A 23,721-nucleotide genomic window follows, 5' to 3' on the forward strand; every position below is an offset into this window, starting at 1 on the left:
ACCGGAAAACCCAAGGGCATCTTGCACACCACGGCGGGTTACAACTTGTGGGCCAAGCGGACTTTTCAGTGGGTGTTCGACCACCGCGAAGACGACGTGTATTGGTGCACGGCGGATTGCGGATGGATCACCGGTCACAGTTACATCGTGTACGGGCCGTTGTCGGCTGGGGCGACGTGTTTGATGTACGAAGGGGCGCCGAACTTCCCCGCGGAAGATCGGTTCTGGGACATCGTTGAGCGTCACAAAGTCAACATTCTTTACACCGCGCCAACCGCTGTTCGAGCCTTCATCAAGTGGGGCGACGAACATGTCGACAAGCACGATTTGTCGAGTTTGCGATTGTTGGGCAGCGTCGGCGAAGGCATCAACCCAGAAGCCTGGATGTGGTACCACAAGAAGATCGGCGGTGAGAAATGTCCGATCGTCGACACGTGGTGGCAGACCGAAACGGGCGGCATCATGATGAGCCCGTTGCCGGGAATCACGCCAACGAAACCAGGATCTTGCACGCGGCCGTTGCCAGGCGTTGTGCCGAGCATCGTCGATGAACTCGGCAATTCAGTGGACAGCGAGCATGGGGGGAAGCTTTGCATCTCGCAACCGTGGCCCGGAATGTTGCGTGGGATCTACGGCGACGAAGAGCGATTCGTGGAGCAGTATTGGTCCGATGTTCCGAACAAGTACCTGACCGGCGACACCGCTCGCTGCGACACCGATGGGTACTACTGGATCATGGGACGGATCGATGACGTGATCAATGTGTCCGGGCACCGGTTGAGCACGATTGAGGTGGAATCCGCCTTGGTTTCTCACCCCGATGTTTGCGAAGCCGCCGTGGTGGGACGTCCGGATGATTGCAAAGGGCAAGCCATCGCGGCATTTGTCACCTCCAACGAGCGTCGGCATGACGATGAGTTCCGGAAGGAGCTGAAATTGCACGTGCGAAAGGAAATCGGTGCGTTGGCCCAGCCCGACGACATTCGCTTCACCGCCGCACTGCCCAAGACTCGCAGCGGCAAAATCATGCGGCGTTTGCTGCGAGATGTCGCCGCGGGACGCGAATTGGTGGGGGACACATCGACGCTGGAAGACCTTTCCTCGCTCGCGAAATTGCAAGAGGAAGACTAGAGTGGTGGGGCCCTGACCCCGCTTCTTCGATTCCACGAGATCGGTTCCTGAGCGAACCGATGCATGCTCCATGCCAGGTGATCCGTTTCCCTCTGACACGCCGAAGTCGTTTGGCAGGTCCGTGGACGGATGGCCGGCCAGCGAAAACGGCGCTCCCCGAATCGCCGGAGGTGCCAAAACGCTCGCGTCCGGCGTTTTCGCAGCCAATTCCGATCTGCTGAACGGCCCCGAATCAGAACACCCGCTGTACTCACGGCAGAAAGTGCCCTGGTTCACTCGTCGCCGCGTCGCGACGGGAGTTTCCCTGTTGGTGGTTCTGTTGGCCGCGTGCATGGCCGGTGCGATCTTGGCATCTGCCATTCAGCGTGCCACCGAGAATTTGGTGGCTCACACGTTGCAGTCCGTTTTGGCGGCGAACGTGCACTCGCTGGAGATGATGTTTTCTGATTTGCAGAGCGAGTCGGAACGTTACGCCAATGACGAACGGGTCCGGCGACTCAGTTTGCAGTTGCTGCGTGGTGACGATCCGCTGTCCCCGGAAGAACGTGAATCCATCCAGCGTGATTTGGCAGAAGCCATTCCGCCATTGATCGGAACGGTTCACTGGGTGCTGATGGATCGTGGCGGAATGATCCAGGCCAGCAGTCGTGATGTGATGATCGGGGAGCACATTGAATTCTCCAAAGTCAATCAAGAGCGGTTGATCGGAGGCAAACCGACATTGGCCAAACCTCAGCGGTTGGGTGGCGGAGAGGATCAAACCGCGATCATGATTGCGATGTCCCCGTTGATGGACCGCAACCAGTGTTTTGGCGCGATCGGGTGGGTGATGGATGCGAATGATCGCTTCAGTCACCTGTTGCAGATCACCCGTTCCGGTGAGACCGACGAATCCTATGCGATCGACGGCCAAGGCCGGATGTTGTCGACCAGTCGCTTTGAAATGCCGTTGGCTGAGAAAGGGTTTCCCAGACGCAGCGTGCTGAATTATCAGGTGCGTGATCCTGGGGCGGATATTCTGGCTGGCCAGGCTGTCTCACCGACGGACCAAAAGTTGCCGTTGACCCGCATGGCCGATCAAGCCACCCGGCGTGCCGACGGAATGGATTTAGAGGGGTATCGAAACTACCGCGGTGCATTGGTGGTGGGGGCTTGGAAATGGTTGCCCGAGTTTGATTTGGCCATTGCCACCGAAATCGATGTGGCCGAGGCGTATCAACCGGTGACCATTCTGCGCCGAGTGCTGATTGCGACTTTGGCGGGTGTGGTCACCTTCGTCGGAATCGCGTTGTGTTTGATCGCCTATTCGCGACACCGAGCGATTCGCAAACAGCGGCAACTGGAAGAGGACGGGGACGGTCGCCAGATCGGTCAGTACCGGATCTTGGAACTGTTGGGTGTCGGCGGGATGGGTACGGTTTATCGCGGACGCCACGAATACCTACGTCGCGATGTCGCGATCAAAGTGTTGGAGGGCGAGCGGTTGTCCGCTCAGTCGGTGGCTCGTTTTCACCGTGAAGTCCAACTGACCTCGACCCTGCGTCATCCCAACACGATCGCGATCTATGACTTCGGCCAGTGCAGTGCCGCGACGGGAGAATCGCAGGTCGGCAAGACTGCCATCCAAAACGATCGCGATCCGGATCCTGATGGAACGTTCTACTACGTGATGGAGTACATCGATGGCGTTTCGCTTCAGCAACTGATCGATTACTACGGGCCTCAATCGCCCGAGCGAACCGTGCACTTTCTGTTGCAAATTTGTGGCTCGATCGCGGAGGCTCACGCGACGGGTTTGATTCACCGCGACATCAAACCGGCCAACATTTTGGTCAGTGCCAACGGTGGGCTGTGGGATCACATCAAAGTGTTGGACTTTGGGTTGGTCAAGGACATCGGCGGCGATTCGAGTTTGACGTTGCAAGAAGGCGTGACGCGCGCTGACGCGATGACGGGCACGCCGCTGTACATGGCACCCGAAACGATTCGCGATCCGGCCGCTGCGTCGCCTCGCGGGGACATCTACTCGATCGGTTCGGTGGGCTACGCGTTGTTGACCGGACGCCCGATTTTTGAGGGGGACTCGGTGATCGATTTGTGTCTAAAACAGCTCGAACAGGTGCCGCTGCGACCAGAGAATCGACTGAATCGCGAATTGCCAAGTGATCTGCAAGACATCTTGATGCGATGCTTGGACCGTTCCCCATCCAAGCGATTCAAGTCGGTGGCGGATTGCACGGCAGCTTTGGAATCGCTTCCCGAGGCCGGTCGTTGGACTCAGGCCAAGTCAGCGGATTGGTGGGCCAACGAGTTTGACCAGGCCGCGCGAACGCAGCCGGGGCAGACCAAGAATCCGACGTTGGATGACACCGCTTTGACCCGTTGAACGAGTCGGAAGGGACGCAACCAGCAGGCTCACGCGGCGCGGCGTGTCGCTCGCAGCGTCGTGGAGTTGGACGCGGTTGCTTGCCATTTGCCGTTGGATTGACGCAGGATTTGAGTGTCCGCGTAGGAGACCTTGCTGAGCACGGTTTCGAGTTCGGCCAACGTTTCAGCATCCAACGAAGGATCGAGGATGATCGCGTCCATCATGCCCAAGCGATGCAGAACCGTCACCACCCCGCGAGCGGATGGTTCTGGGATGATGGAGGGACGAATCGGCAGTCCAGTCAATTGGCCGTGAAAGTCACGAAGTTTGACGGTTCCGCCGACCATTTCGAACTGGTCGATCACCGCATACTTGAGAGCTGGGTTGGCTTCGGCCAAGGCATTCACCACGGCGGGTGTGCGCGAACCATCGCCGACGCCGATTTCCAAAACGCTGACGGGCTGAAGCTTCGTCAGCGTTTTCACCAACCCATCGTGCTCGCCACGCGACAGCATCGACAGCACGCCTCGAGAGGAGCCGGCTGGTTTGGTTTTCGCGTCCTTGGCTTTGGCGGCGGGCGCCGGTGTTTGAGCAGCCACCGGTGCCGCAGGCGTTTTGGCAGCTACATTCGCCTTGGCGGCGGGTTTGCTCGCTGGTTTTTGACGTGCTGCCGGTTTCGGGGCAGTCGTTTCCGGCGAGGTGACCGCAGGGGACGTCTCGGAAGTCACCTTCGGTTGAGAGGTGACTCCACGCAGAGAATTCCAGAGCTTCTTCAGAGGCATTGCCTGAGATCCTTCTTAGCTGGCCCGTCTGGCGACGTGCATTGGCGGTGACCGATCCATCCAATGGTTCCCATCGGAATAAATCCCACCGAAATTCATCGCCAGGAATGAGGGTCTGGTTAGGCAAGATCGGAAAGGACCGCCGGGGACGATTTCAGGGGCTCGCCGACGGATTGGGCTCACCCTGGGCTGATGAACATGTTGGCAGGGTGGTGAGTTCGCGAACCGAATGCGACTCATTGAAAGAGTGAAATGGACCATTGGAAAATGCAAGTTGATACGATTTCATCTCGATCGGCCCAGGCTCATCCCATCCAGGCCGCTCGGTAGCTGAGACCGAGATTGAGGATCCGCTGGATCAGCGATTCATAGGGGATGCCTGCTGCGGCGGCGGACTCAGCGAAGTCTTCGCCGTATTCGATGTTGGGGTTGGCATTGGCTTCGATCACGTGGACGTCGCCGGATGCCGTCATCCGCAGGTCCATCCGTGCGTAGCCGCTCATGTGGAGTGCTCGGTAGACTCGTTTGCAGAGTTTGGCGATGTGTTTCTGTTGAACATCCGTCAAACCTTCTGCTGCGTGACAGGTGATGTCGTGTTTTTCTTGGTATTTGCGGTCCCATTTCACGCGGCTGGTCGCGATCCGGGCGGACTCGTCGGGCATTTTGCCAAAGTCCATTTCCCACGCTGGGAAGGTGACCAAGCGGGTGTTGCCCATCACGCCGACATACAGTTCACGCCCTTCGATGTACTGTTCCACGATCACGTCGCCGCCAGTTTTCTCGTGTAAGAAGGCGACTCGTTCGGCCAGGGCTTCATCGTTGTGAACAATCGAGGCTTGGGCGATTCCGAACGAGGCGTCTTCGATGGTGGACTTCACGAACAGCGGGAATTCCAGCTTTTTCGGGCGCCGGACAGCTCGGCCGTTGGGAAACACCGCGAATCGAGGTGTGGGGATGCGGTGATACATCAGCAGTTTTTTGGACAACGCTTTGTCTTTGCTGAGCATCAATCCTCGCGGGTTGCAGCCGCTGTAGGGTTGCTGCATCAATTCCAAGTAGCTGATCACCGCGAAATCGTAGGTCACCACGCCGTAGAATTCTTCCAACAACATGTAAGTGATGTCGGGTTGGAACGACTGCAGCGCAGCCCGAATGGGAGCCAAGTCGTCAAAGATTCCCAGTGGCAGGACCTCGTGACCGAGTCCGCGAAGTGTTTCGCAGACATCGTACTCGGCCTTCCACGGATCCGATTCTTGGTCGGTGAAACCTTCCAAGGAGTCCGGCGGGACGTTGCCCTCGCGGACCAGCACCAACACACGCAGCTTGCTCATGGCAGGTCTCCTGCCGTGCAGGAATCCAGGCTGATGCGGTTGGGGAGTCCGGGAGATTGGAGGCTGGATTGGCTCGCTTTAAACCGCTGCACGGTGGCCTCCTTCGTGGAGAAAGTTGGTCGTGCGGACGGCGACCAGGATCATGGCATCGCGTTTGGCTTCTTCGGGCGATGTCCCCAGACGCAGTTGCAGTTCTCGGCAGCGTTCGATCATTTCCTGAATGACTTGGTCGATCGTGTAGGCGTATTCGCCGGTCCATTTCGCGACCGAGCCACGCAGTTCCGTACGAATGCGACTGAGGAAAGCAGCCGCGGTGACATTGCGGCGGTGAGCGTCGTCGGAAGAAAACAATCGACGCAAATCATTGTCGTAGACGCTGGGGAGATCCAATCCGTAGTGCTGGCGTTTGCGTTCGTAGTGCGTTCGCAAGGTCTTGCGAAGGCGGCTGATTGGGTCCAAGGTCGCTCGGCATTGCACCGGCGGCTTTTTGCCTTGAAGCGACGTCATGAGTTCGTTCACCATCTTCAACTTCTCAATCGCTGGCCAATCTTTGTAGCGAGTTCGCCAGCGTGAACCGGGACGCAACCAAACCGCAAATGTCTCGGCAAAGTCCTCCAGCGGGTGGACTTGAGCGTACCACATGTCGAGATGCAAAACGTAATCGCGGCTCGACGGTTTGGGCTGATAGTATTCTGGGTAAGGCAGCGAGGTTTTGCCGAATGTGTTGCGGTAAACGGCTTTGCGTCGCAACCGGAATGCGGTGTCGATCGCATGCCCGGCTTCGTGCCGCAAAATCTTCATGCACCATTCGTGGGTGCCACCTTCGACCTCCAGCAACTGCTTTCGTTCCAGTCGCATCAGCCGGGGATGCGCCAAGTAAAACGGAATGGCGATCCCAGGGATTTCATCGGGTGAGAACCAATCCTCACTTAACCAACAGTGGGGAGTGAATCGGAGATCGCGGTCGGCAAGCTCGGCGTTGAGCTGCTCGATGCGTTTCTTCAACGGCGAATTCGCGATCGTGACACCGAGGTCACAGATCCGCATATCGAGCAATTGCTCGTCGGAAAGAGAATCGAGATCCGGTTTGCGTTTCGCCATCAATCCGTGGTGCTAAGCGGGTAGGCAGGAGTGACTGGGTAGAACCTCACGTAGGCGAGTCTCTCTGAGACTCGTAAATAACGGCGTCTCGGAGAGACGCCGCTACGTGATCAAGCCCAATGACTCCCGCTCACGTGCTTAGGAATCGAATCCGTCGCGGGAGTGGCCATTGGGAAACACTTCGTTGAGACGTTTTCCGGATGACATTCAATTGGTCGTCGCTCAGTGTATTTGCGTTCTCGTCAGATGCGAGTTGAAAGACGACTGAAAAAGAAGTCATGAAACACGGGCGTGCAACTTTGTCAGTTGCCTGGGCTCGTTCCCTTCCAACCTCTACTTCGTTCTTCCGGGTACAGACGTTTGCCGTTGCGTCGAGCATGACTCCGCGGACTGGGATCCCAATTTTTCGCATCGCCTTCGGCGGTGATCAACGCGATGTCGTCCATCGAAATATCGTGCAGAGCGGCCAACTGACGCATCGAATTGTCGTGGATGGCTTGCTGGCTTTTCTCCATTGTCGAACGCACTGGATTGCCGTCGGGAACCAGCAGCGGAGTCTCGATTGTGGTCCGGGCGGAGTCGCGAATTTGGTCGTAGATCGCTCGGCGTTTGCTTTCGGGAACGTTTGCGATCGGGAGCGCCGCGAGTTCCTCTTCGCTGAGCACGACCAGGACCGGTTGATCGTTATCTGTGGCTGCCACGTCGGATGCCAGAGACCCGCCCGTTTCGGATGACGCGGAAGAATCAGATCCGCCCACGAACATGACCGCCAGCACCCCGACCATCGCGAAAACCAGGACTCCTCCCAAGACTCCCGCGAGCAATGGGATGTTGAGGTCACCGGCCGGCGAAGAAGCTTTTTTCTTCGGCGGTTTCGCTGACGCGGCCTGAGGTTCCGCTGCGACTTGAGCGGATTCGACACTGAAAACATGGCCGCACGATGGGCACCGAGCGGTCACCACCGACGCGGGAACACTGGCGGTCGTTTTGCACTGCGGGCAGCGGACGGAACGATGGCTCATGGGCGAGTCGGACTGTTGTTTAGCGGGATAAAAAGAGGCGGGGCCGGTTGCGTGTCCGCTTACCGAGTGGGCAGCAGCGAAGCGGACAGAGAACCAACCATCGGCAGCATTTGCTCAAAGCGTTGTTGGATCGAATCCGCTCGCCGACCGGTCAACCCATGCGAATCAATGTGACCAATCTCGTCAGAAAGCGATTCCCAGACCTCCGCAAGCTCCGCCGCGGTGCGTTGCAATCGATCCAGTGGCTGGCGTCGGTCCAAGTCCTCATGCAACTTTTTCGCGAGTTCGTACAACCGGTCGGTTCCGCGAAGAACATCGCGTTCGTACGAATCGGGTGTCAAGTAACGGGCATAGCGTTTCAGATCGGCTCGGAAGTATTCGGCGGAGCCTTCCAATGAAGCGGCGTCGGACATCAACATTTGGCGTGTTCGAGCCGACAGCTCACCTTGGTTGGAGCCCCCACCTGGGAATCCGCTCCCGGGATAACCTGTGCCAGGATAGATGGGGCCAGGGTAGATCGGGCCGGGGTATCCGGGGGACGGGTAGCCAGGAGGCGGCAAGGGCGTTGGCCGTGGTGGCGGCGGCATCCATAGCAGCGCATAGGTTTGGTCGCCGCACTGGGCGATGCGAGCAAGACGCCGGTCCAGAACCGGATCGCGAAGCATGGCCAACTCACTCGCGTAGTCTTGCCAACGAGCCACGAAATCGGTGAAGCGGCTGACAATTTCGTCGTACTGCACGGCCTCGGCACGGTCAGCTTCTTCCAGGATGGCCTCGCGAAGCAATCGGCCGCGGTGCACCAAGTCGTGGGCTTGGTCCGAAGGCACCCGGGCGGTTTCAACATCATCGAGCAACGCTTGCATGTACGTCGCGGCGATGATCATTTGATCGTGCAAGCCATGGCGATCGAATTGGGGAGCAATTCCCATCTGGCGAGAGAGCTTGCGGCCGGTTTGATCACAACTGGCGACGATCGCTCGCAGTTGATCCGAACGATTTGGCAAGGATCGGACTTGAAAAGAAAGCTCTCGCCAACGTTGGTCCAAACTGCGATAGGGATCGCGGAGTGGCGAAAGCGAGTGGACCCCGTCGCATTGATGAAGCACCGTGCGCGTGAGGGCTTGAACCTGATAGGTCTCGGGCAACAAGGCTCGGACGGCCGCGTCACGTCGCGACAAGCTTTGCAAGGCGTCTTTGAGAGCCGCCAATTCGCGATCCATTTGGATCAAGTGCTCGGCAAATTGACGAACCTCTCGGGAGTTCGTGCGAATGGTCCGGGGACCGTCATGACGGTGGTCATCGCGAGGACGATCCGGTGGCGGACGGTTCCCAGGTTTGGCTGGACCAAGTGGACCCGCAGGGAAATCACCGGGGCGAGGTGCCGGACGTGAGGCGGAAGGTCGGTCGCCTCGATTGGTTTCGCGTTTCGACATCTCCTCTTGCAACTTCTTCTCGGCGATCGATCGAAAGAGGCTTTCCAGGAACGATCCGTTTTGTGCGGATGCCGATGGTGCACCAAGCAAACTGAAAAGGAATGTCGTGATCAACATCGCCAGGATGCGACCTTGCGGACGGCCGCAGGCGAAGTGGCCGCGATTCCTACTTGGGTTCGTGCCATTCACAGCGTCACCGCCATGAATCGAACCATTTGAAAGAGAAGAGATCATGAGGGGGCGGCCTGAGTTCAGGTCATGGAGAGGCTGGGGCGAGGCTGGGGCGAGGCAAACGCGTTGCCTGCCGAGCAATTGAATCGACTGTTCTTATCGTAACACTTTGCCAACACGGTGCTGCCGACCGGTTCGGTATTGCTGCCAAGACCGGGGCAGTCAACTGAAAGCAGGTGGAATCTTTCTACCTGGTGGGGTTTTAGGCTCAGTGGGCAGGGGGTGAATGCCGTTGGCACGAGCATATGAATCGCTCTGCAACCAAAAACAACGATCGCGGATGGCGGTGGCCCTTGGGTCGCTCGGCGAATGGTCCATTGACCGAGCGGCGAGTCGCATTGCGAATTGAAGACGATCGTTTGATGCTGGTCATTGCCAGTCATTCAGCAGAAGCGATTCAATTGAACGAACCCGCCGACGAAATGCTGGTCGATCAGATTCGTTGTTCCGATTCCAAGGGTTGGATCAACAGTGGTCGATGGATTGAGATGGCCGAGGCGATCTCTGAACTGAAACAGCGCCATCAAATTGGTAATGATCCAATTGCGATCTCGCTCAGCGGTGACTTCTGCGTCACCCGCATTTCTGTGGGAACGGTTGAGGACGTCGATCGCGATCTTTCTGCGTTGGCGGGGCGGATTCCTCGGTACCTGCAGTTGGGCCCGGGCGGCAAAGCCACGGGACACATGCGAGAAACGATCGGCCCGGGGATGGAACATGCACTGACAGCGGTCGGCAACCGCGTGCGTCTTCAGAACTTGTACGAAGTGTTCCGGATGTGCGATGTCGAGATCGCTTGGTTGGAACCTTCCCTGGTCAGCTTGGCTCGGTTGACCGGATGGTTGGGACTGGATCGCCACGCACCTGTGTTGATTGCCGATTCGTTCGGTCAGTCCTGGGAGGTTGGGATCTCATACGAGGGTCGATTGCTGTTGGATTATCGGCCTGCTGCGGCGAGAGACGGCAAAGAGTTCGCGGACGTGATCGATCATCACCTCGAACGCTTGCAGCGATTTTGTCAGCGTCACCGCGGGATGTCGGATCACCAACTCGATCAGCTCTTCGTTGGAGGTGGTGTCGACAAAGTGAATCCCGTTGTTCGGCACTTTGCGAACAATTCCAAGCTTTCCGTGTCTGCCATCGATTTGCAATCCGCGGCCTGGAAGATTGACCGGCATCGGAATCACTCGGCGGATGACAGCGAAGCGACTTCTTGCGACGTTCCATTGGCGGCCAGTGACACCGTTGCGGTGATGGCAGCGGTGTTGCCATTGATCGTCAACCACGAGATGCCCAAACCTGATTTGCTGCAAGAGATTCGTCGCGATCGGGGACAATCGCTTGTGCGAAAGATGACGGTCACCTATTGGCCGGTCGCGGCGGCGGTTTGCATATTGATGCTTGGTTTTGCGGTGGTGGCCAACGAACGGTCTCGCGCGGAACGTCAACGTCAGAAACGCGAATTTGTTGAGACGCAAATGCGGCAAACTCAAGTGCGGATGGCGAGCGTGCATGAGATGCGCGAGGTTGTCACGCACTTGCAAACGATCGAATCCAAAGCGTTTGCGCCGGGTGTTCACCAATTGGTCACGCAACTGGCTCAGTGCTTGCCCGCTCAAACCCGGTTGCGATCGATGGTGTTGGATTCGGAACGGCAAATTCACTTGGAAGGCTGGACCGCACAGGAAAACGACATTTACGACGTGATCAGTTATGTCCGTCGTGTGCCGGGAATCAACCAAGTCGCTCTGTTGGGGACCAACGCGAGCGCCGATGACGACGGTTTGATCTTTCAGATTCGGTTGGGAATGGGGATCGATCGCACGCCAGGACAGCATCGTGAGGGGGCGTCCCATGAATAAACCGAATGACCGGCTAATCCGGGGGATCGTCGCGGCAGGAAGTTTCGTTGCGTTGATAGTGATCGGAAAGCCACTGGTCGATGAGTACAGAGAGCTACGTGAAGGTCAGCGTGAACTGTCAAAACTGGAAGAAGAATTTGACACGCAGCGATCGCGTGACGTGCGGTTGCAACGAATCGAAACGACACTGGAAGAAGAACGCCAGCAATTGCAGGAACGTTCGACCACGCCGGACAAGATTCAACAGGTTCGTGACACGGTGATCAGCATTGTTCGCCAAAGCAACGCGACCTTGCGGAGTTTGGAAATTGAAGATGGGCAGCGACGTCGCTGGGCGATTCAAGGAGATGACCCGCACAATCGACGACTGCCTGAGATGGACATGGAATCCGACTTTGAGTTGCATTCGCACTCGTTGACCTTGGTCGCGGATGGCTCGTTGGATGCAGTGATGGAAGTGACGGAAAGTATCAATCGCCAGCGGTGGTTGATGACGGTCGAGAGTTTGGGGTTGGAACCCACTGATTCCAATAACAAATGGATTGGTTTGGAATTGCGGATCACGTTGTATGGACTGCAGCGGACCGTGTTGGACGAAGACGAACTGGTCGCAGGAAGCAGCTTGTTGCGACGGAAGTGAGACGGCGTCACGTCGGCTCACACCCTTTTCACCATTAGGAATCAACGCATGGCCAAGGAAGGCTCCGCGTCAGAATTTGAACCTGTCATTTCCGCTCCGAGCGATTCGCTCGTGAGTCGAATGACGTCGCGCCGTGCGAAACATCGACGGGCACGCGCGGCAAGGATTCAATCTGCCTCGCTCACCTTGGGCATGTCTTTGCTGACGCTTGCGATGACGTGGAACGGTTCGCTTTCGTTGGCTGGCGAAACGGAAACCAACCCGGTTGAGGACTCTGTGGCGGACTCAGCGACAATGAGTCTTGGTGGCGGTCCTGTCTCGGGGCCTCCTTTGTCGATCAATGAGGTTTTGTCGCAGCGAGGCAGCATCACGTTCCGCAAGACACCGCTGCAAGAAGTGGTGTTTTTGCTGTCTGATCTTTGGAACATCAACATCGTTGCTGGTGAGAAGGTGACTGGCAATGTTTCAGGGGTCTTCAAGGACGCTCCGTTGCGAGATGTGCTTTCCGCGATCTTGACCTCCTCCGGCTACGGCTACATTGCGGCCGGAAATAGTTTGGTTGTGTTGCCTCTGGATGAAGTCGGAACAGGAAGCCCTGAGTTCGAATCGCGAACATTGCGATTTCAGACCACGGATGAAAACGAGATGAACGCCACGATCTCGGCGGCGCAGTTGTTGTTGTCTGAACGCGGTCGAATTCAAGCGGTTGGCCGCGGGGCGATGTTGGTGGTCGACAACAAAGCCAACATCGATCGAGTGCAGGAGATGTTGATTGCGATGTCGCCCCATGCACAATCGACGCATGGCGAAGCGGGAGATCGATCAAAGGACTCGTCCGATGCTCGTGCAAACATGGGTTCACCGAGTGTCTATGACCGGATGGCGACGGAGTTGATCTATCTGACGCCTCAGTACACCGAAGCATCTGAAATGCGAGAAGCACTTCAGGAAGCGCTCGGCGAAGGCACGATCGTGGCGGTTTATGAAGAAGAGAACCGGATCATGATCAAGGGCAATCGCTCACAGTTGGACCTGGCTTCGCAAGCCTTCAAGCAACTCGACGTGCCGCGGGCACAAGTTCGAATCACTGCGTTGATCTATGACGTCAGCTTGGAAGAACTCGAAGAATTGGGAGTGAATTGGGGACGCGATTTTCGTTTGAACACGACCGATGAATCGGCCCTCGCTGACTTCGCGGGCAACGTGGAACAAGCGGTGACATTTGGGACGCTGGGTTCAGGAGGTGCCACCACGATGGGCATCCGGACCTTGACTAACAACTTCGACACCAGCTTTCTGCTCAGTGCGCTCGACAGCAGTGCGGAAGCAAAGCTTTTGGCGGACCCCTCCATCACCGCTGTGGATCGTCGCGAGGCGTCAATCAAGATCGTTCAGCAGATTCCGATTGTGGCAGCCAACGCGGCGGAGGGAAGCAACGTCGTCTATGCTCAAGTCGAATTCAAAGACGCGGGGATCATCTTGAAAGTGACGCCGCGGATCAGCAACGACAACACGATTGAGTTGAAAGTTCAACCTGAATACAGCGTTCAAGTCGGCGAAGTGGAAAGCAATCCTGTGATCGACAGTCGCACCGCTGAGACCACCGTTCGAGTTGCCAACGGTCATATGTTCACTCTGGGTGGTCTGCGGCAAAAACGAATCATCGAAGACGTCAGCGGGGTGCCTTACCTGAAAGATCTCAAGTACATCGGCAAACTGTTTCGCAGTCACGACACACAGGTGCGTGAAAGCGAATTGATCGTGTTCCTAAAGCCCGAGATCATTTCGCCCTACGACTTGGGGAATCAACGATCTCGCCAAGCCCAATGCGTCGCGAACCGTCAGTTGGAATCAATCCCGTACGCAACGGTTTGCCCACAAACGCCCTATTGCCGTGATTTGAATTGCCCCAATCACCACCCAAGACCTCGTGTCAACGGTGGCACGAGTGATCTGCAAATGCTGGGTGGCGAAGGGATTGTTCCGATGGAGTTGGCGTATCCCGGTTTGGTCCACCCGGCACCGGTGGTGCCTGGGCAAATGATGCCTCTGTACGAATTCGATTCTGCACCGTCCGAACTGACGCCATCAGGGTCAGCAACATCCGGCGTGCCAACGTCGGATCCAGGTCTGTTTTATTCCGATGGCATGATGATGGAAGAATCGAAGGTCAATCAACCACTGCGGGCCGACGAGTTTTCGTCTTCCGGTCTGGAGACTCATCCGGTGTACCCACCCGTTCACATTCACCCGATGGGGCAACCGTGATGGCGGAGCAAGGTGAGGCTGGACTGTCAAAATCCCAGCGAATTCGAACCCACAAGAAAACCATGTCGGCAACGTCAATTCAAACGCGTTCCAATCGAATCAAATGGGCAATCGCGTTCGCTTTGCTGTTCGTGAAAATTGTGGTGTTGCCGGGGTGTGGTGTCGACTCGGAATCGATCAACACGATTCGGCGGGTCGCGTTGCAGGACCAACAGACTCAATCCGATCTTGGGATTCGTGGAGAAGGTCGGAAGTCATCTGCGGGGACGCAGACGATTCGTTTCGAGCCGCCGTTCCCGGATCGCAAGGACCCCTTTCACATCGATCAATCGGCGCCATCTGCAGTTGCCAAGCCAACCAAAGCGTCCGAGTACATCGTGCTCGGATTCGCGGACGTGGGAAAAAAACGCGCGATCATTCGCTTCGGGGAACAGACGCAGTTTGTGTCCGAAGGTGACACGGTGGGCGGCGCGGAGGTTTTAGCAGTGATCCCACCGAGAGTGCGTCTGAAGAACGGGAATTTCATCTGGGAAGCCAGCATGTTTCAGACGCCCTGAATCCTTCTGCCTCTCATGGGCCTTGCGATTCCTTCTTCCCTCTTTTGAATCGGCAGGGTCGTCCTGTTCGCCCCGGGGCTCACGCTTGTGTTCAGTCTGCAGTCGCGTGAAGACGCAGAGACTGGCATTTCTTGCAACGGACGCCATCTGCGGGGTCGCCTGCGGTTTCTTCGAATCAGGGCATCTGATAGGCTTTGTTTTCCAAACCTTTTCAGCGTGAACCGGCCAAGCAATCTTGGGTCCGCTCGCATCACCCCGACGGAAATGACTTATCTGGTGCCCTGGAGGCAGTTCGTTTTTTCGCCCGTTACTCGCTGCTTTCTTCGCAGCCACCGGGTGGATTTTTCTGATTCAGGCCTCGCCTGTTGCCGGTCAAGAACCGTCGGATGGTTTTGAATCGATCCCATCGGTTGCATTTCAGCCCAGCATTCTGGAAAAGCCCCTGGTGTCTCGGGAAGGCTATTTTCAACTGACGTGGGATGTGACGAATACGAGAAGTTTTTCCGGCTCCTTCCGGGTCTATCAATCGGATCCAAGTGACGACGGGGCACGCGTTTCCGGTCCATCAGATGGTCAGGATTTAGAATCATCTGATCCAGAACCATTGGAATCCGATTCGTCCGAATCCTTGAGTGACAACCGTGAGTCCGCTCGGCGTGTCGTCTACGAGGGCACACTGCCAATCGCCTTCGTTTCTGGGTTGCCCGATGGGACGTATCTCTATCACGTCGAAGCATTGAATTCGGAAGGTGAAGTGGTCGCCCGTTCGGAAACGCCTGCGACGGTGCAGGTTCAGCACTGGCCAGTATGGCAAGCGATGGTGTTGCTCGCTGTCGGTGCCGTTGTTTTCTTGGCTGTGGTCGCTGTGATCGTGCGAGGAACCCGATCGTGAATCACGTGATGCTGGCAAATGCCGGAACCATTCTCAGCGCCGAAGCCGGCTACATCTTGCTGGCCATGTTTGGCGTGTTGTGGATTGCGCTTGGTTGGTGGTGGGGACGGCAAGCCAAGTCATATGACGGGTTCGCCGTTGCCGGTCGCAACGTGGGGCTGGCCATGGGGACCGCGACCGCCGTGGCGACGTGGATCACCTCCAACACAACGATGTTGGCCCCGCAATACGCCTTGCAGCTTGGGATCTGGGGGATGCTGGCGTATTCCACCGCGAGTTTTGGGTTGTTCGCGTTTGCTCCGATGAGCGGCCGCATTCGACAATTGATGCCCAAGGGGTACACCGCAGTTGAATTCATGCGACGACGCTATGGATGGCTAGGAACGGTTCCGTTCTTGATCATCTCGTTGTTCTATGCGGTGACTTGGTTGGTTTCGATGTCGATGGCGGGTGGCAAACTGCTGAACGTGTTGTCAGGCATTCCCTATGAAGTCGGCATGTCGGCTGTCGTGCTGGTGTGCGTCGCCTACACGTTGTTTGGTGGCATGTACGCGGTGATCGGAACGGACTTCATTCAAAGCCTGATCATTTTGGCGGGATTGGTCGTGGTGGCCGTGGCGGTTTTGATGCAAGTTGAGATTCAAGAGGTGCATGAAAAACTCAGCAACGAGCGTCCGATGCTGCTGTCCGCGTTCTTCCCCGCTGCGTTGATGGCGTTGTTCAATAATTTGCTATTTGGATTGGGAGAGATCTTTCACAGCAACGTTTGGTGGAGCCGAGCGTTTGCGATGCGGAAAGGTGTCGGCCCGAAAGCTTACGCGTTGGGCGGCGTGCTTTGGTTGCCCGTTCCCATCGTGGCCGGTTTTTTGGGGTTGGCGGCACCGGCTCTTGGGATCGGAATCAGCGAACCCGACACGGCGGGCCCCTTGGTCGCGGCTTCGTTGTTGGGAACCGGTGGCGCGCTGTTGGTGTTTGTGGTTGTCTTTTGTTCTTTGGCATCCAGCATTGATAGTTTGCTGGCGGCGACATCGGATTTGATCGTCAACGACATCGCTGAACCGATCCAGTTTCGCGTCCGGAAAAAGCACGCCTCGGATCCTTCCAAACGCAGATGGTCTGCCATCGCCATCATCGGGCTGGGGGCGGTCGCTTGGGTGGCGGCGTTTCCGAATGTGGGGTCACTGGCGACGGTTCTGTTCTTTGCCGGACCGTTGGTCGGCAGTTGCATTTGGCCGATTCTATGTGGGCTGTATTTCCGGTCGGCTAGTCCCATCGCGGCGTGTGCTTCGATGGTCCTAGGAAGTTCGCTTGGCTTGGTGGCGTATTTCCAGATTGGTTGGTTCACGGCATCTTTGATTGGGGCGGCGGTGTCAGGCATCACTTTTGCTGTCTGCTGTTTCATTTGGCCGGACGACTTTGAATTCGATACCCTGGCGGATGACTGAGCCAATGTTTTCGGTTTTCTTCTTTCAACTTTTAGTGATTGGCAGCCTGGTGCTTTGTGTCATCGGCGTAGCGGTGCTGATCGGATTTTTGTGGATCGACTTGCGAGACAAGCAAATCTGGTAATCCAATGAATTCACTTTCCAACCAACAAGTGTCTGAAGCTCTGAGCGCATCGGCGACCAATTCCAAGGGGCAGAAGTTGTCACCGCTGTCGTTGCTGGATGCGTTCGACGGAGTCATTGACCGCGAAAGGCTGAAGTCGCTCGCGGGGCAATCGATTTTGAACCCGCGCCAGTTCGACCGTCGAACGATTTTGGCAATTGCTCAGCTGGCTGCGCTTTTGGAGTCTCGCAACGTCGAGATGGACAAACCGCTGGACGGGAAGATCGCCATCACGGCGTTCTTCGAACCCAGCACGCGAACGCGGTTGTCGTTCGAAAGTGCGGTGCAGCGACTTGACGGGAAAGTCTTGTCGGTTCCCGATGGGCAAGTCACCGGGATCGCCAAAGGGGAATCGCTGGCAGACATCGGTGAGATGTTCAACACCTATGGTGACGTGGTCATCATGCGTCATCCGGACACAAACAGTCTGGACGAAATCCGCAAGAATCTGAAACGGCCGTTGATCAACGCTGGCAACGGTTCGGGGCATCATCCCACGCAAGCGTTGATTGACTGGTATGCGTTGTTGAAGTGGCGTCCCGAGTTGCACTCGGGCGACTGCCCACCCGAAAAGCGAGTCCACCTGGGGATCATCGGTACGCCCGGATCGATGCGCGCAGTGAAGAGTTTCTTGCGGTTGTCACTGATGTTCACCGGTGCGGTCAGTAAGATCACGTTGATCAGTGAGATGGCTGACCCGGTTGGTTTGGATTTGACCGAACCGATCGAGCAATCCCCGATCCCCATTGAAATCACGAACGATGTTCAGGAAGTCCTTCCTGAGTTGGACGTGGTATATGTGAACTCCATCGCGTTTCTGGGCGACAGCTATCGCAACTTGGATTCACGATACAGTCTCGACGCGAGCAGTCCGTTCAAACCCGGCGCCGTGATCATGCACCCGCTCGCTCGGAACGCGGAACTGAGCGAGGATTTGGACGAAACCGAACACAATCTCTACTTCGCCCAGGCGGCTGGCGCGGTATTTGTTCGGCAAGCTTTGCTGGCGGCTGTTTTGGATCGAACTGACCGGATCAGCGGCATCTGATCGCGGACGTTCCATTCTTTATTCTCATTCATTTCTACGAATCACCAACACCGTTTATGTGTGGCATCACCGGATTTTGGAATCCATCTCGCACCAACGAACGCGAATTGCGGTTTGCGCTCGATCCTATGCTCGATGTTCTGGACCATCGCGGTCCCGATGAACGCGGCAGCCGTTTCTTTCAGGAACGTGGCCTGGCGATGGGGCACACGCGGTTGTCGATCATCGGATTGGCATGTGGGCATCAACCGATCGAGACCGACGACGGGGATTATGCGGTCACGGTCAATGGCGAGTTGTACGATTACAAACGCATTCGCACCGCGCTCGCGTGCGAGAAGTACGATTGCAATGGAAAGAGCGATAGCGCGATCACGCTACCGCTTTATTTGAAGCACGATCTCGCCATGGTCGATCACCTTCGCGGCGAATTCGCAGTGGTTCTGTATGACGACCGCAAAGAACGACTCATCCTAATCCGCGACCGGTTTGGTGTGAAGCCGTTGTATTTCGCGGTCAACGACAACGGGATCGTTTGGGGATCCGAAGTCAAATCCATTCTGCAACACCCCGACGTCGAGCCTCGGTTGTGCCCCAAAGCGGCAGTTCACCAAATGATGCAAGTCATGGTGCCGGGATCGACCGCGTTCGAAGGCGTTGATGCGTTGCTGCCGGGCCACATGTTGGTGGTTCAGAAAAACGGCGATTCGCTGGACGTCCAAACGAAACGCTGGTGGGACTTCGAGTTCCCGGAATCACATGACGAGCACGCGGATCCCGAACCGTTCGTCCAGGGTGTCCAAGACCGTTTGATCGATGCCGTCGCGGCGCGCTTGGAAGCAGACGTGCCCGTCGGGTGTTACTTGTCCGGCGGCATCGACAGTTGTTCGATTCTGGGGCTGGCCAACACGCTGCAGCAGTCGCCGGTCAAAGCGTTCACGATCGCCTTTGACAGCGATGAGTATGACGAATCCAACATCGCGAAACGGATGGCAGAACGCTCGGGTGCCGAACAGGAACTGCTGCGTCTGACCGAGAAAGAACTTTACGGGCCCGCGTTCGAACGAGCCACTTGGCATGCCGAACGGACGTTTTACAACACGCTAGCGGTTGCCAAATGGCACATGAGCCGCCGTGTTCGAGCTTGCAATTACAAAGCGGTGATCACTGGTGAAGGCAGCGACGAACTGTTCGGCGGGTACCCGTTCTTCAAACGCGACTGGTTGGGACGCGACGACGAGGGAGGCATCTTTGCCGGCGCGATCTTGGCCGAAGAGGACCTGCAGCACAGTGCTTGGCAAGATCTTTGCGGGTTCACTCCGTCGTGGATTCAGCCCTGGATGTTGGTGCTGAAGCGATTCGAACCCATCCTCTCTTCGTCGCTCACGGATCTGTTGCAAGAATACGATCCAGTTGGCGAGGTCGCAGGTGCGATCGATCCGGCTCAAGTTCGCGGACGTCATCGTTTGGACGTGTCGCAGTACACGTGGAGCAAAACCATGCTCGAAGGCCAAATCCTGACGTGGGGTGGTGACCGGATGGACATGGCCAACAGCATGGAAGCCCGCCCTGCGTTTCTGGATCACCATGTCGCCGAGTACGCGACGACCATACCGCCGAACATTCGCATCCGCGATGGCGTCGAAAAATGGGTGCTTCGCGAAGCCATGGTCAACGTGTTGCCACGGGAACTGTACGAGCGGAAGAAGTTCGCTTTCATGGCACCACCGGCTCACACTGACCCGGTCAAACGAGCCGCGGTGCAGGAAATGATCGATCACTGGTTGACGCCATCCCGCGTCGATGCGGTCGGGTTCTTCCAGCACGACAAGTTGATGCAGTTCATTGACAACGCTTGGAAAGAAACCGACGGCACAATCGCACGCCGCAACGACATCGTCATGAATCACGTGTTGCAATTGCACATGCTTCATGGCCAATACATCGAAGGCCTGCCGTTGCCGGCAGTGGATTGATCGCCATGCAAGTGAATCTGGAACGGATCAAAGCCGATATCCTGGAACTCTCTCAAATCGGCCGCAATCCAGACGACCATGGCATCTACCGGATGGCGTTCACGGACGCGGACATCGAAGGCAAACGCTGGCTGATCGATCGAATCGAGGCCGCCGGTTTGCCGACTTCGATTGATGGGGCTGCGAATATTTCCGCGACGCTCGCTGGCAAAACGGACCTCCCGCGAGTCTTGGTGGGATCGCACATCGACACGGTACCATGTGCCGGGGCATTGGATGGAACCCTGGGCGTGGTGGCTGGGCTGGAATGCCTTCGCTGCTTGAAAGAGTCCGGTGTTCAGCCTGATCGCACGATTGAACTGATTGCGTTCAGCGATGAAGAAGGTCGCTTTGGCGGGATGTTTGGGTCGCAATCCGTCTGCGGTCAGATCAATCCGGAAATGATCGCGACCATGACCGACATGAATGGCGTCCCGCTGCAGGACGAGATGACACGACACGGTTACGATCCGGTCGCGGCGCTGGATGCCGCGCGCGATCCAGAGGCTCTGCATTGCTACATCGAAATGCATATCGAGCAAGGGCCAGTGCTCGATCGACTGCACAAATCCGTCGGCGTCGTGGACCAGATCACGGGCTTGTTCACGTGGTCGGTGCGACTCAAAGGCGAAGCCAATCACGCGGGCACAACGCCAATGGACATGCGTCACGATGCATTCATGGGACTGGCCGATTTCGCTCACGAGGTCCCGCGAATTTTGGAAGAGAACGGCAGCGACCGAAGTCGTGCGACGATCGGCAAAGCTCAGATTCTTCCCGGTGCAACCAACACGGTGCCGGGGTTGGTCGAATTCGCGTTGGATGTGCGTGACACCTCGATGGACGTTTTGGAAGAACTGGCCGATGCGTTTCGAAAGGCTCTGTCGGCAATCGCCCGCAGGCGAAGTTTGATGTTCGAGTTTGAGCAGAAGAGTTTGATCAGCCCGGTTGAGTGTGGCGTTCCAATCGTCCAAACCATTCAGCAGCAGACCGAAAAATTGCAGTTGGAATACGAAATCATGCCCAGTGGGGCTGCCCACGACGCCCAAATCATGGGAAGAATGATCCCTGTGGGGATGATCTTTGTTCCCAGTAAGTCCGGGCAAAGTCACTCGCCCGCAGAATGGACCGCGTGGCAGGACATCGAGGCGGGCGCCAACGTGTTGCTGCACTCGCTCACTGCGCTGTCGAACAAGACAGCGGAAATCGTCAGGCAAGAATTCTGAGTTGTTTGACACCACCGATTGATCGCATTGAAAAGCTCTCCATGAACGAATTTGCACCGCAAGACGAACACCCCGATCCGCTACGTGAGATTTACCAAGAATCGTTTGTCGATAATCCCGCCCATGGTGAGTTCTTGGTGGGCCGGCACACGGCCCTGCTGTGCATCGATTTGCAATACCTCGACGCAGAACCCGGATGCGGTGTGTTTGCCGAAGGAAACAACCATGGGGTCTCGCCCGAAGGTCAGAAGTACTACTTCGATCGGCTGAAAGAGACGGTGTTGCCCAACGTCCGGCGTTTGCAAGATGCGTTTCGGCGTCGCAATCTGGAAGTCATCCACACCCGCATTCAGTCACTCACGCAAGACGGACGCGATCGCGGGAAAGGCCACAAACGGCTGAATCTGCTCGCGGCTCCCGGATCACACGAAGCCGAGTTCTTGAAGGAAGTCGCACCGTTGCCGGAACGCGACGAAATCATCATCAACAAAACCGCCAGTGGTGTGTTCAGTTCCACGAATCTGCACTACGTGCTCAAGAACATGGGCATCGAAGCGTTGTTCGTCGTCGGCGTTTACACCAACGAGTGTGTCGAAACGACCGTGCGCGACGCATGTGATTTGGGATACCTCGTGACCGTCGTCGAGGATTGCTGTGCGACGGTGACGCCGGAGCTGCACAACGCGACGCTGGCCACACTTCGCGATCGATACGCGCGAGTCATGTCGATCGGCGAAGTCATTGAGACCGTTGTGAATTTGATCCCGGCCAAGGCGGAAGGCTGATCGCCGTATGCGATCTGCCGAGCGTTGTTGCGGAGGACGTTTTCGCGCATGAAAAAATGCGTCCGGCGATTTGCCGGACGCAATCCATGCGTTGGTCAATTTACGAGTTCAGGCCAATCATTTTTGGGCCATTCGCGGAACCTCGACCGTCTCACCGTTCAAAGTCAGCTTGGTCGCGAGCAGCAACACTCGTTCGTTCACTTGAACCGCCGGACCGTTGACGGTCACTTGAGCCCCATCGCGAATGTTCGCATCCAGGTTTTCTTTGCGTCCCAAGTCCACCAGCAACTTCTTGCCGTTGTCGGTTTTCAGTTTGGCGAGTTGCCGTTGCTGGCCTTGGATGTCGACGGTTTTGGTGCTTTCGATCGTGCCGGTGTACTCACGCCCGCTGCGTTCGACTTCCATTGTTTGACCGTCTCGCTCGATGGTTCGGGTCAACAGTACGCTGGTGTCGCCCGTTTTGAAAGGCGAACCGTTGACCGTCAACGAGTCATTCAACTGCGGCATTTGGTCGAGTTGGTTGGCAGGTCCCAGGTCGGCAATCATCGTCTTGCCTTCTTGCTGGTTTTGCAGTTCCACCACGACATTGGTTGTGGCTGGTGTTTTCACCTGCTTCGCACGGGTGATTTTTCCGGTGAACGTTTGACTTTTCGCCGAGGGGTCTTGCTGATCGGCTTCACGCTGGGCAGCCTGTTCCGACTCACTCTGGTTCTCGGACGAGGAGAATGAGACGTAACTGGCGTCATCGAAGGTCCCGTCGCCATCGGTGTCCGTGTAAGACGCGAATGCATCGTACACGCCATCGTTGTCGTAGTCGTAGTAGTGCGACGTGTACTCGTAATTGCCGTCGTTGTTTTGGTCGCCGTAGTCCGAGTACCCATGGTCGTAGTAATCATAGAACCATGAATCGCTGGACTGCGAATCGGCGTAGTAGCCGTGATCGTTTTCGGTCCAGTCGATGTCGTTGTCGGAATCGCCTGAGGTAAGGGCTTCATCGCGGTCGTAGGTTTCGTTGTCCCAGCGGCCGATCGCTTCATCGGTAGGGTTGTAGTCATTGCCGTCAAACCACTCGCTGACGTCGTACCAGGCATCGTCTTCGTAGTACGGCGTTCCGGTTTCCCATTCCCAGCCGAATCCGGCCTTGGCGGTGGATGCAGCGGCCACAGGCGTGATCAATCCTGCGGCGATGGCGAGGGTGAGGCGTCGTTGAATTTTCGATTGTCGCTTAGTCATTTCGGTCTCCTGAATAGGGGCACAAATTGACGCGTGCGTTGTACGTTCACAGAGCGTCTTTTCAGGAGACAAGGGCCGCAAAGTCGATGCCAAAACAGCGATCGACATGGTGAGAGTTTGCCATGCCGACGGCTTTGGCGGAAAACTCGCAGGGGTTGAATCGAGCCGCGGAACGGCTCTTCAAAACA

At 56.8% G+C, this 23,721-nt stretch carries 18 protein-coding genes; 12 read left to right on the forward strand and 6 right to left on the reverse strand.

Annotation, left to right across the window (positions count from 1 at the left end; genetic code table 11):
• Together ACF8AM_RS22430 and ACF8AM_RS22435 are read left to right on the forward strand one after the other, a co-directional pair.
• The coding region (locus ACF8AM_RS22430; RefSeq protein ID WP_392557797.1) for an acetate--CoA ligase at positions 1-1,131 on the forward strand (1,131 nt) is incomplete at its 5' end.
• A gap of 70 nt (positions 1,132-1,201) precedes the next feature.
• Positions 1,202-3,517, forward strand: coding sequence for a serine/threonine protein kinase (locus tag ACF8AM_RS22435; RefSeq protein ID WP_392557798.1), 2,316 nt, complete (start codon positions 1,202-1,204; stop codon positions 3,515-3,517).
• Positions 3,518-3,546: 29 nt separating this feature from the next.
• Here the strand turns inward: ACF8AM_RS22435 and ACF8AM_RS22440 are convergent, their stop codons facing one another.
• From ACF8AM_RS22440 to ACF8AM_RS22460, 5 genes are all read right to left on the reverse strand, one after another.
• Positions 3,547-4,281 (reverse strand): hypothetical protein, encoded by a 735-nt coding sequence (locus ACF8AM_RS22440; protein ID WP_392557799.1) that lies wholly within the window; start codon positions 4,279-4,281, stop codon positions 3,547-3,549.
• Positions 4,282-4,586: 305 nt separating this feature from the next.
• On the reverse strand, positions 4,587-5,612 hold the full coding sequence (locus tag ACF8AM_RS22445; protein WP_392557800.1) for a D-alanine--D-alanine ligase: 1,026 nt from the start codon (positions 5,610-5,612) through the stop codon (positions 4,587-4,589).
• 78 nt (positions 5,613-5,690) lie between these two features.
• Positions 5,691-6,713: a putative zinc-binding metallopeptidase gene (locus ACF8AM_RS22450; RefSeq protein ID WP_392557801.1), complete on the reverse strand. Its 1,023-nt coding sequence runs from the start codon at positions 6,711-6,713 to the stop codon at positions 5,691-5,693.
• A 302-nt stretch (positions 6,714-7,015) separates the two neighbouring features.
• Positions 7,016-7,735, reverse strand: coding sequence for a hypothetical protein (locus tag ACF8AM_RS22455; protein ID WP_392557802.1), 720 nt, complete (start codon positions 7,733-7,735; stop codon positions 7,016-7,018).
• 59 nt (positions 7,736-7,794) lie between these two features.
• Positions 7,795-9,285 (reverse strand): hypothetical protein, encoded by a 1,491-nt coding sequence (locus ACF8AM_RS22460; protein ID WP_392557803.1) that lies wholly within the window; start codon positions 9,283-9,285, stop codon positions 7,795-7,797.
• Positions 9,286-9,644: 359 nt separating this feature from the next.
• On the opposite strand from ACF8AM_RS22460, the gene ACF8AM_RS22465 reads away from it, so the two are divergent.
• The 10 genes from ACF8AM_RS22465 (at position 9,645) to ACF8AM_RS22510 (ending at position 22,300) form a co-directional block, all read left to right on the forward strand.
• A complete protein-coding gene (locus ACF8AM_RS22465) occupies positions 9,645-11,261 on the forward strand; it encodes a hypothetical protein (RefSeq protein WP_392557804.1) in 1,617 nt (538 codons plus the stop codon).
• A complete protein-coding gene (locus ACF8AM_RS22470; protein ID WP_392557805.1) occupies positions 11,254-11,901 on the forward strand; it encodes a hypothetical protein in 648 nt (215 codons plus the stop codon). The genes ACF8AM_RS22465 and ACF8AM_RS22470 overlap by 8 nt, the downstream gene beginning before the upstream one ends.
• Before the next feature lie 48 nt (positions 11,902-11,949).
• A complete protein-coding gene (locus ACF8AM_RS22475; protein WP_392557806.1) occupies positions 11,950-14,169 on the forward strand; it encodes a type II secretion system protein GspD in 2,220 nt (739 codons plus the stop codon).
• Between the two features lie 62 nt (positions 14,170-14,231).
• A complete protein-coding gene (locus ACF8AM_RS22480) occupies positions 14,232-14,726 on the forward strand; it encodes a hypothetical protein (RefSeq protein ID WP_392557807.1) in 495 nt (164 codons plus the stop codon).
• A gap of 604 nt (positions 14,727-15,330) precedes the next feature.
• Complete coding sequence (locus ACF8AM_RS22485; protein WP_392557808.1) at positions 15,331-15,618, forward strand: hypothetical protein; 288 nt, start codon at positions 15,331-15,333, stop codon at positions 15,616-15,618.
• An 8-nt stretch (positions 15,619-15,626) separates the two neighbouring features.
• On the forward strand, positions 15,627-17,063 hold the full coding sequence (locus ACF8AM_RS22490) for a sodium:solute symporter family protein (RefSeq protein WP_392557819.1): 1,437 nt from the start codon (positions 15,627-15,629) through the stop codon (positions 17,061-17,063).
• A gap of 128 nt (positions 17,064-17,191) precedes the next feature.
• Positions 17,192-18,274: an aspartate carbamoyltransferase gene (locus ACF8AM_RS22495; RefSeq protein ID WP_392557809.1), complete on the forward strand. Its 1,083-nt coding sequence runs from the start codon at positions 17,192-17,194 to the stop codon at positions 18,272-18,274.
• A gap of 56 nt (positions 18,275-18,330) precedes the next feature.
• A complete protein-coding gene (gene asnB, locus ACF8AM_RS22500; RefSeq protein WP_392557810.1) occupies positions 18,331-20,250 on the forward strand; it encodes an asparagine synthase (glutamine-hydrolyzing) in 1,920 nt (639 codons plus the stop codon).
• 5 nt (positions 20,251-20,255) lie between these two features.
• Positions 20,256-21,515, forward strand: coding sequence for a Zn-dependent hydrolase (locus tag ACF8AM_RS22505; RefSeq protein WP_392557811.1), 1,260 nt, complete (start codon positions 20,256-20,258; stop codon positions 21,513-21,515).
• Positions 21,516-21,556: 41 nt separating this feature from the next.
• Positions 21,557-22,300, forward strand: coding sequence for a cysteine hydrolase family protein (locus ACF8AM_RS22510; RefSeq protein ID WP_392557812.1), 744 nt, complete (start codon positions 21,557-21,559; stop codon positions 22,298-22,300).
• A 117-nt stretch (positions 22,301-22,417) separates the two neighbouring features.
• On the opposite strand, the gene ACF8AM_RS22515 is transcribed toward ACF8AM_RS22510, so the two are convergent.
• Entirely contained in the window at positions 22,418-23,533 is a 1,116-nt protein-coding gene (locus ACF8AM_RS22515) for a hypothetical protein (RefSeq protein WP_392557813.1), read from the reverse strand.
• Positions 23,534-23,721: the final 188 nt, after the last annotated feature.

This window comes from Rhodopirellula sp. JB055, from assembly GCF_043100905.1.
Taxonomy (GTDB): domain Bacteria; phylum Planctomycetota; class Planctomycetia; order Pirellulales; family Pirellulaceae; genus Rhodopirellula.

Coding starts and splice junctions, on each gene's coding strand:
- ACF8AM_RS22480 (WP_392557807.1), top strand. CDS start 14,232: ATGTCGGCAACGTCAATTCAAACGCGTTCCAATCGAATCAAATGGGCA.
- ACF8AM_RS22515 (WP_392557813.1), bottom strand. CDS start 23,533: ATGACTAAGCGACAATCGAAAATTCAACGACGCCTCACCCTCGCCATC.
- ACF8AM_RS22475 (WP_392557806.1), top strand. CDS start 11,950: ATGGCCAAGGAAGGCTCCGCGTCAGAATTTGAACCTGTCATTTCCGCT.
- ACF8AM_RS22460 (WP_392557803.1), bottom strand. CDS start 9,285: ATGTTGATCACGACATTCCTTTTCAGTTTGCTTGGTGCACCATCGGCA.
- asnB (WP_392557810.1), top strand. CDS start 18,331: ATGTGTGGCATCACCGGATTTTGGAATCCATCTCGCACCAACGAACGC.
- ACF8AM_RS22505 (WP_392557811.1), top strand. CDS start 20,256: ATGCAAGTGAATCTGGAACGGATCAAAGCCGATATCCTGGAACTCTCT.
- ACF8AM_RS22490 (WP_392557819.1), top strand. CDS start 15,627: ATGCTGGCAAATGCCGGAACCATTCTCAGCGCCGAAGCCGGCTACATC.
- ACF8AM_RS22435 (WP_392557798.1), top strand. CDS start 1,202: ATGCCAGGTGATCCGTTTCCCTCTGACACGCCGAAGTCGTTTGGCAGG.
- ACF8AM_RS22445 (WP_392557800.1), bottom strand. CDS start 5,612: ATGAGCAAGCTGCGTGTGTTGGTGCTGGTCCGCGAGGGCAACGTCCCG.
- ACF8AM_RS22465 (WP_392557804.1), top strand. CDS start 9,645: ATGAATCGCTCTGCAACCAAAAACAACGATCGCGGATGGCGGTGGCCC.
- ACF8AM_RS22470 (WP_392557805.1), top strand. CDS start 11,254: ATGAATAAACCGAATGACCGGCTAATCCGGGGGATCGTCGCGGCAGGA.
- ACF8AM_RS22455 (WP_392557802.1), bottom strand. CDS start 7,735: ATGAGCCATCGTTCCGTCCGCTGCCCGCAGTGCAAAACGACCGCCAGT.
- ACF8AM_RS22495 (WP_392557809.1), top strand. CDS start 17,192: ATGAATTCACTTTCCAACCAACAAGTGTCTGAAGCTCTGAGCGCATCG.
- ACF8AM_RS22450 (WP_392557801.1), bottom strand. CDS start 6,713: ATGGCGAAACGCAAACCGGATCTCGATTCTCTTTCCGACGAGCAATTG.
- ACF8AM_RS22440 (WP_392557799.1), bottom strand. CDS start 4,281: ATGCCTCTGAAGAAGCTCTGGAATTCTCTGCGTGGAGTCACCTCTCAA.
- ACF8AM_RS22510 (WP_392557812.1), top strand. CDS start 21,557: ATGAACGAATTTGCACCGCAAGACGAACACCCCGATCCGCTACGTGAG.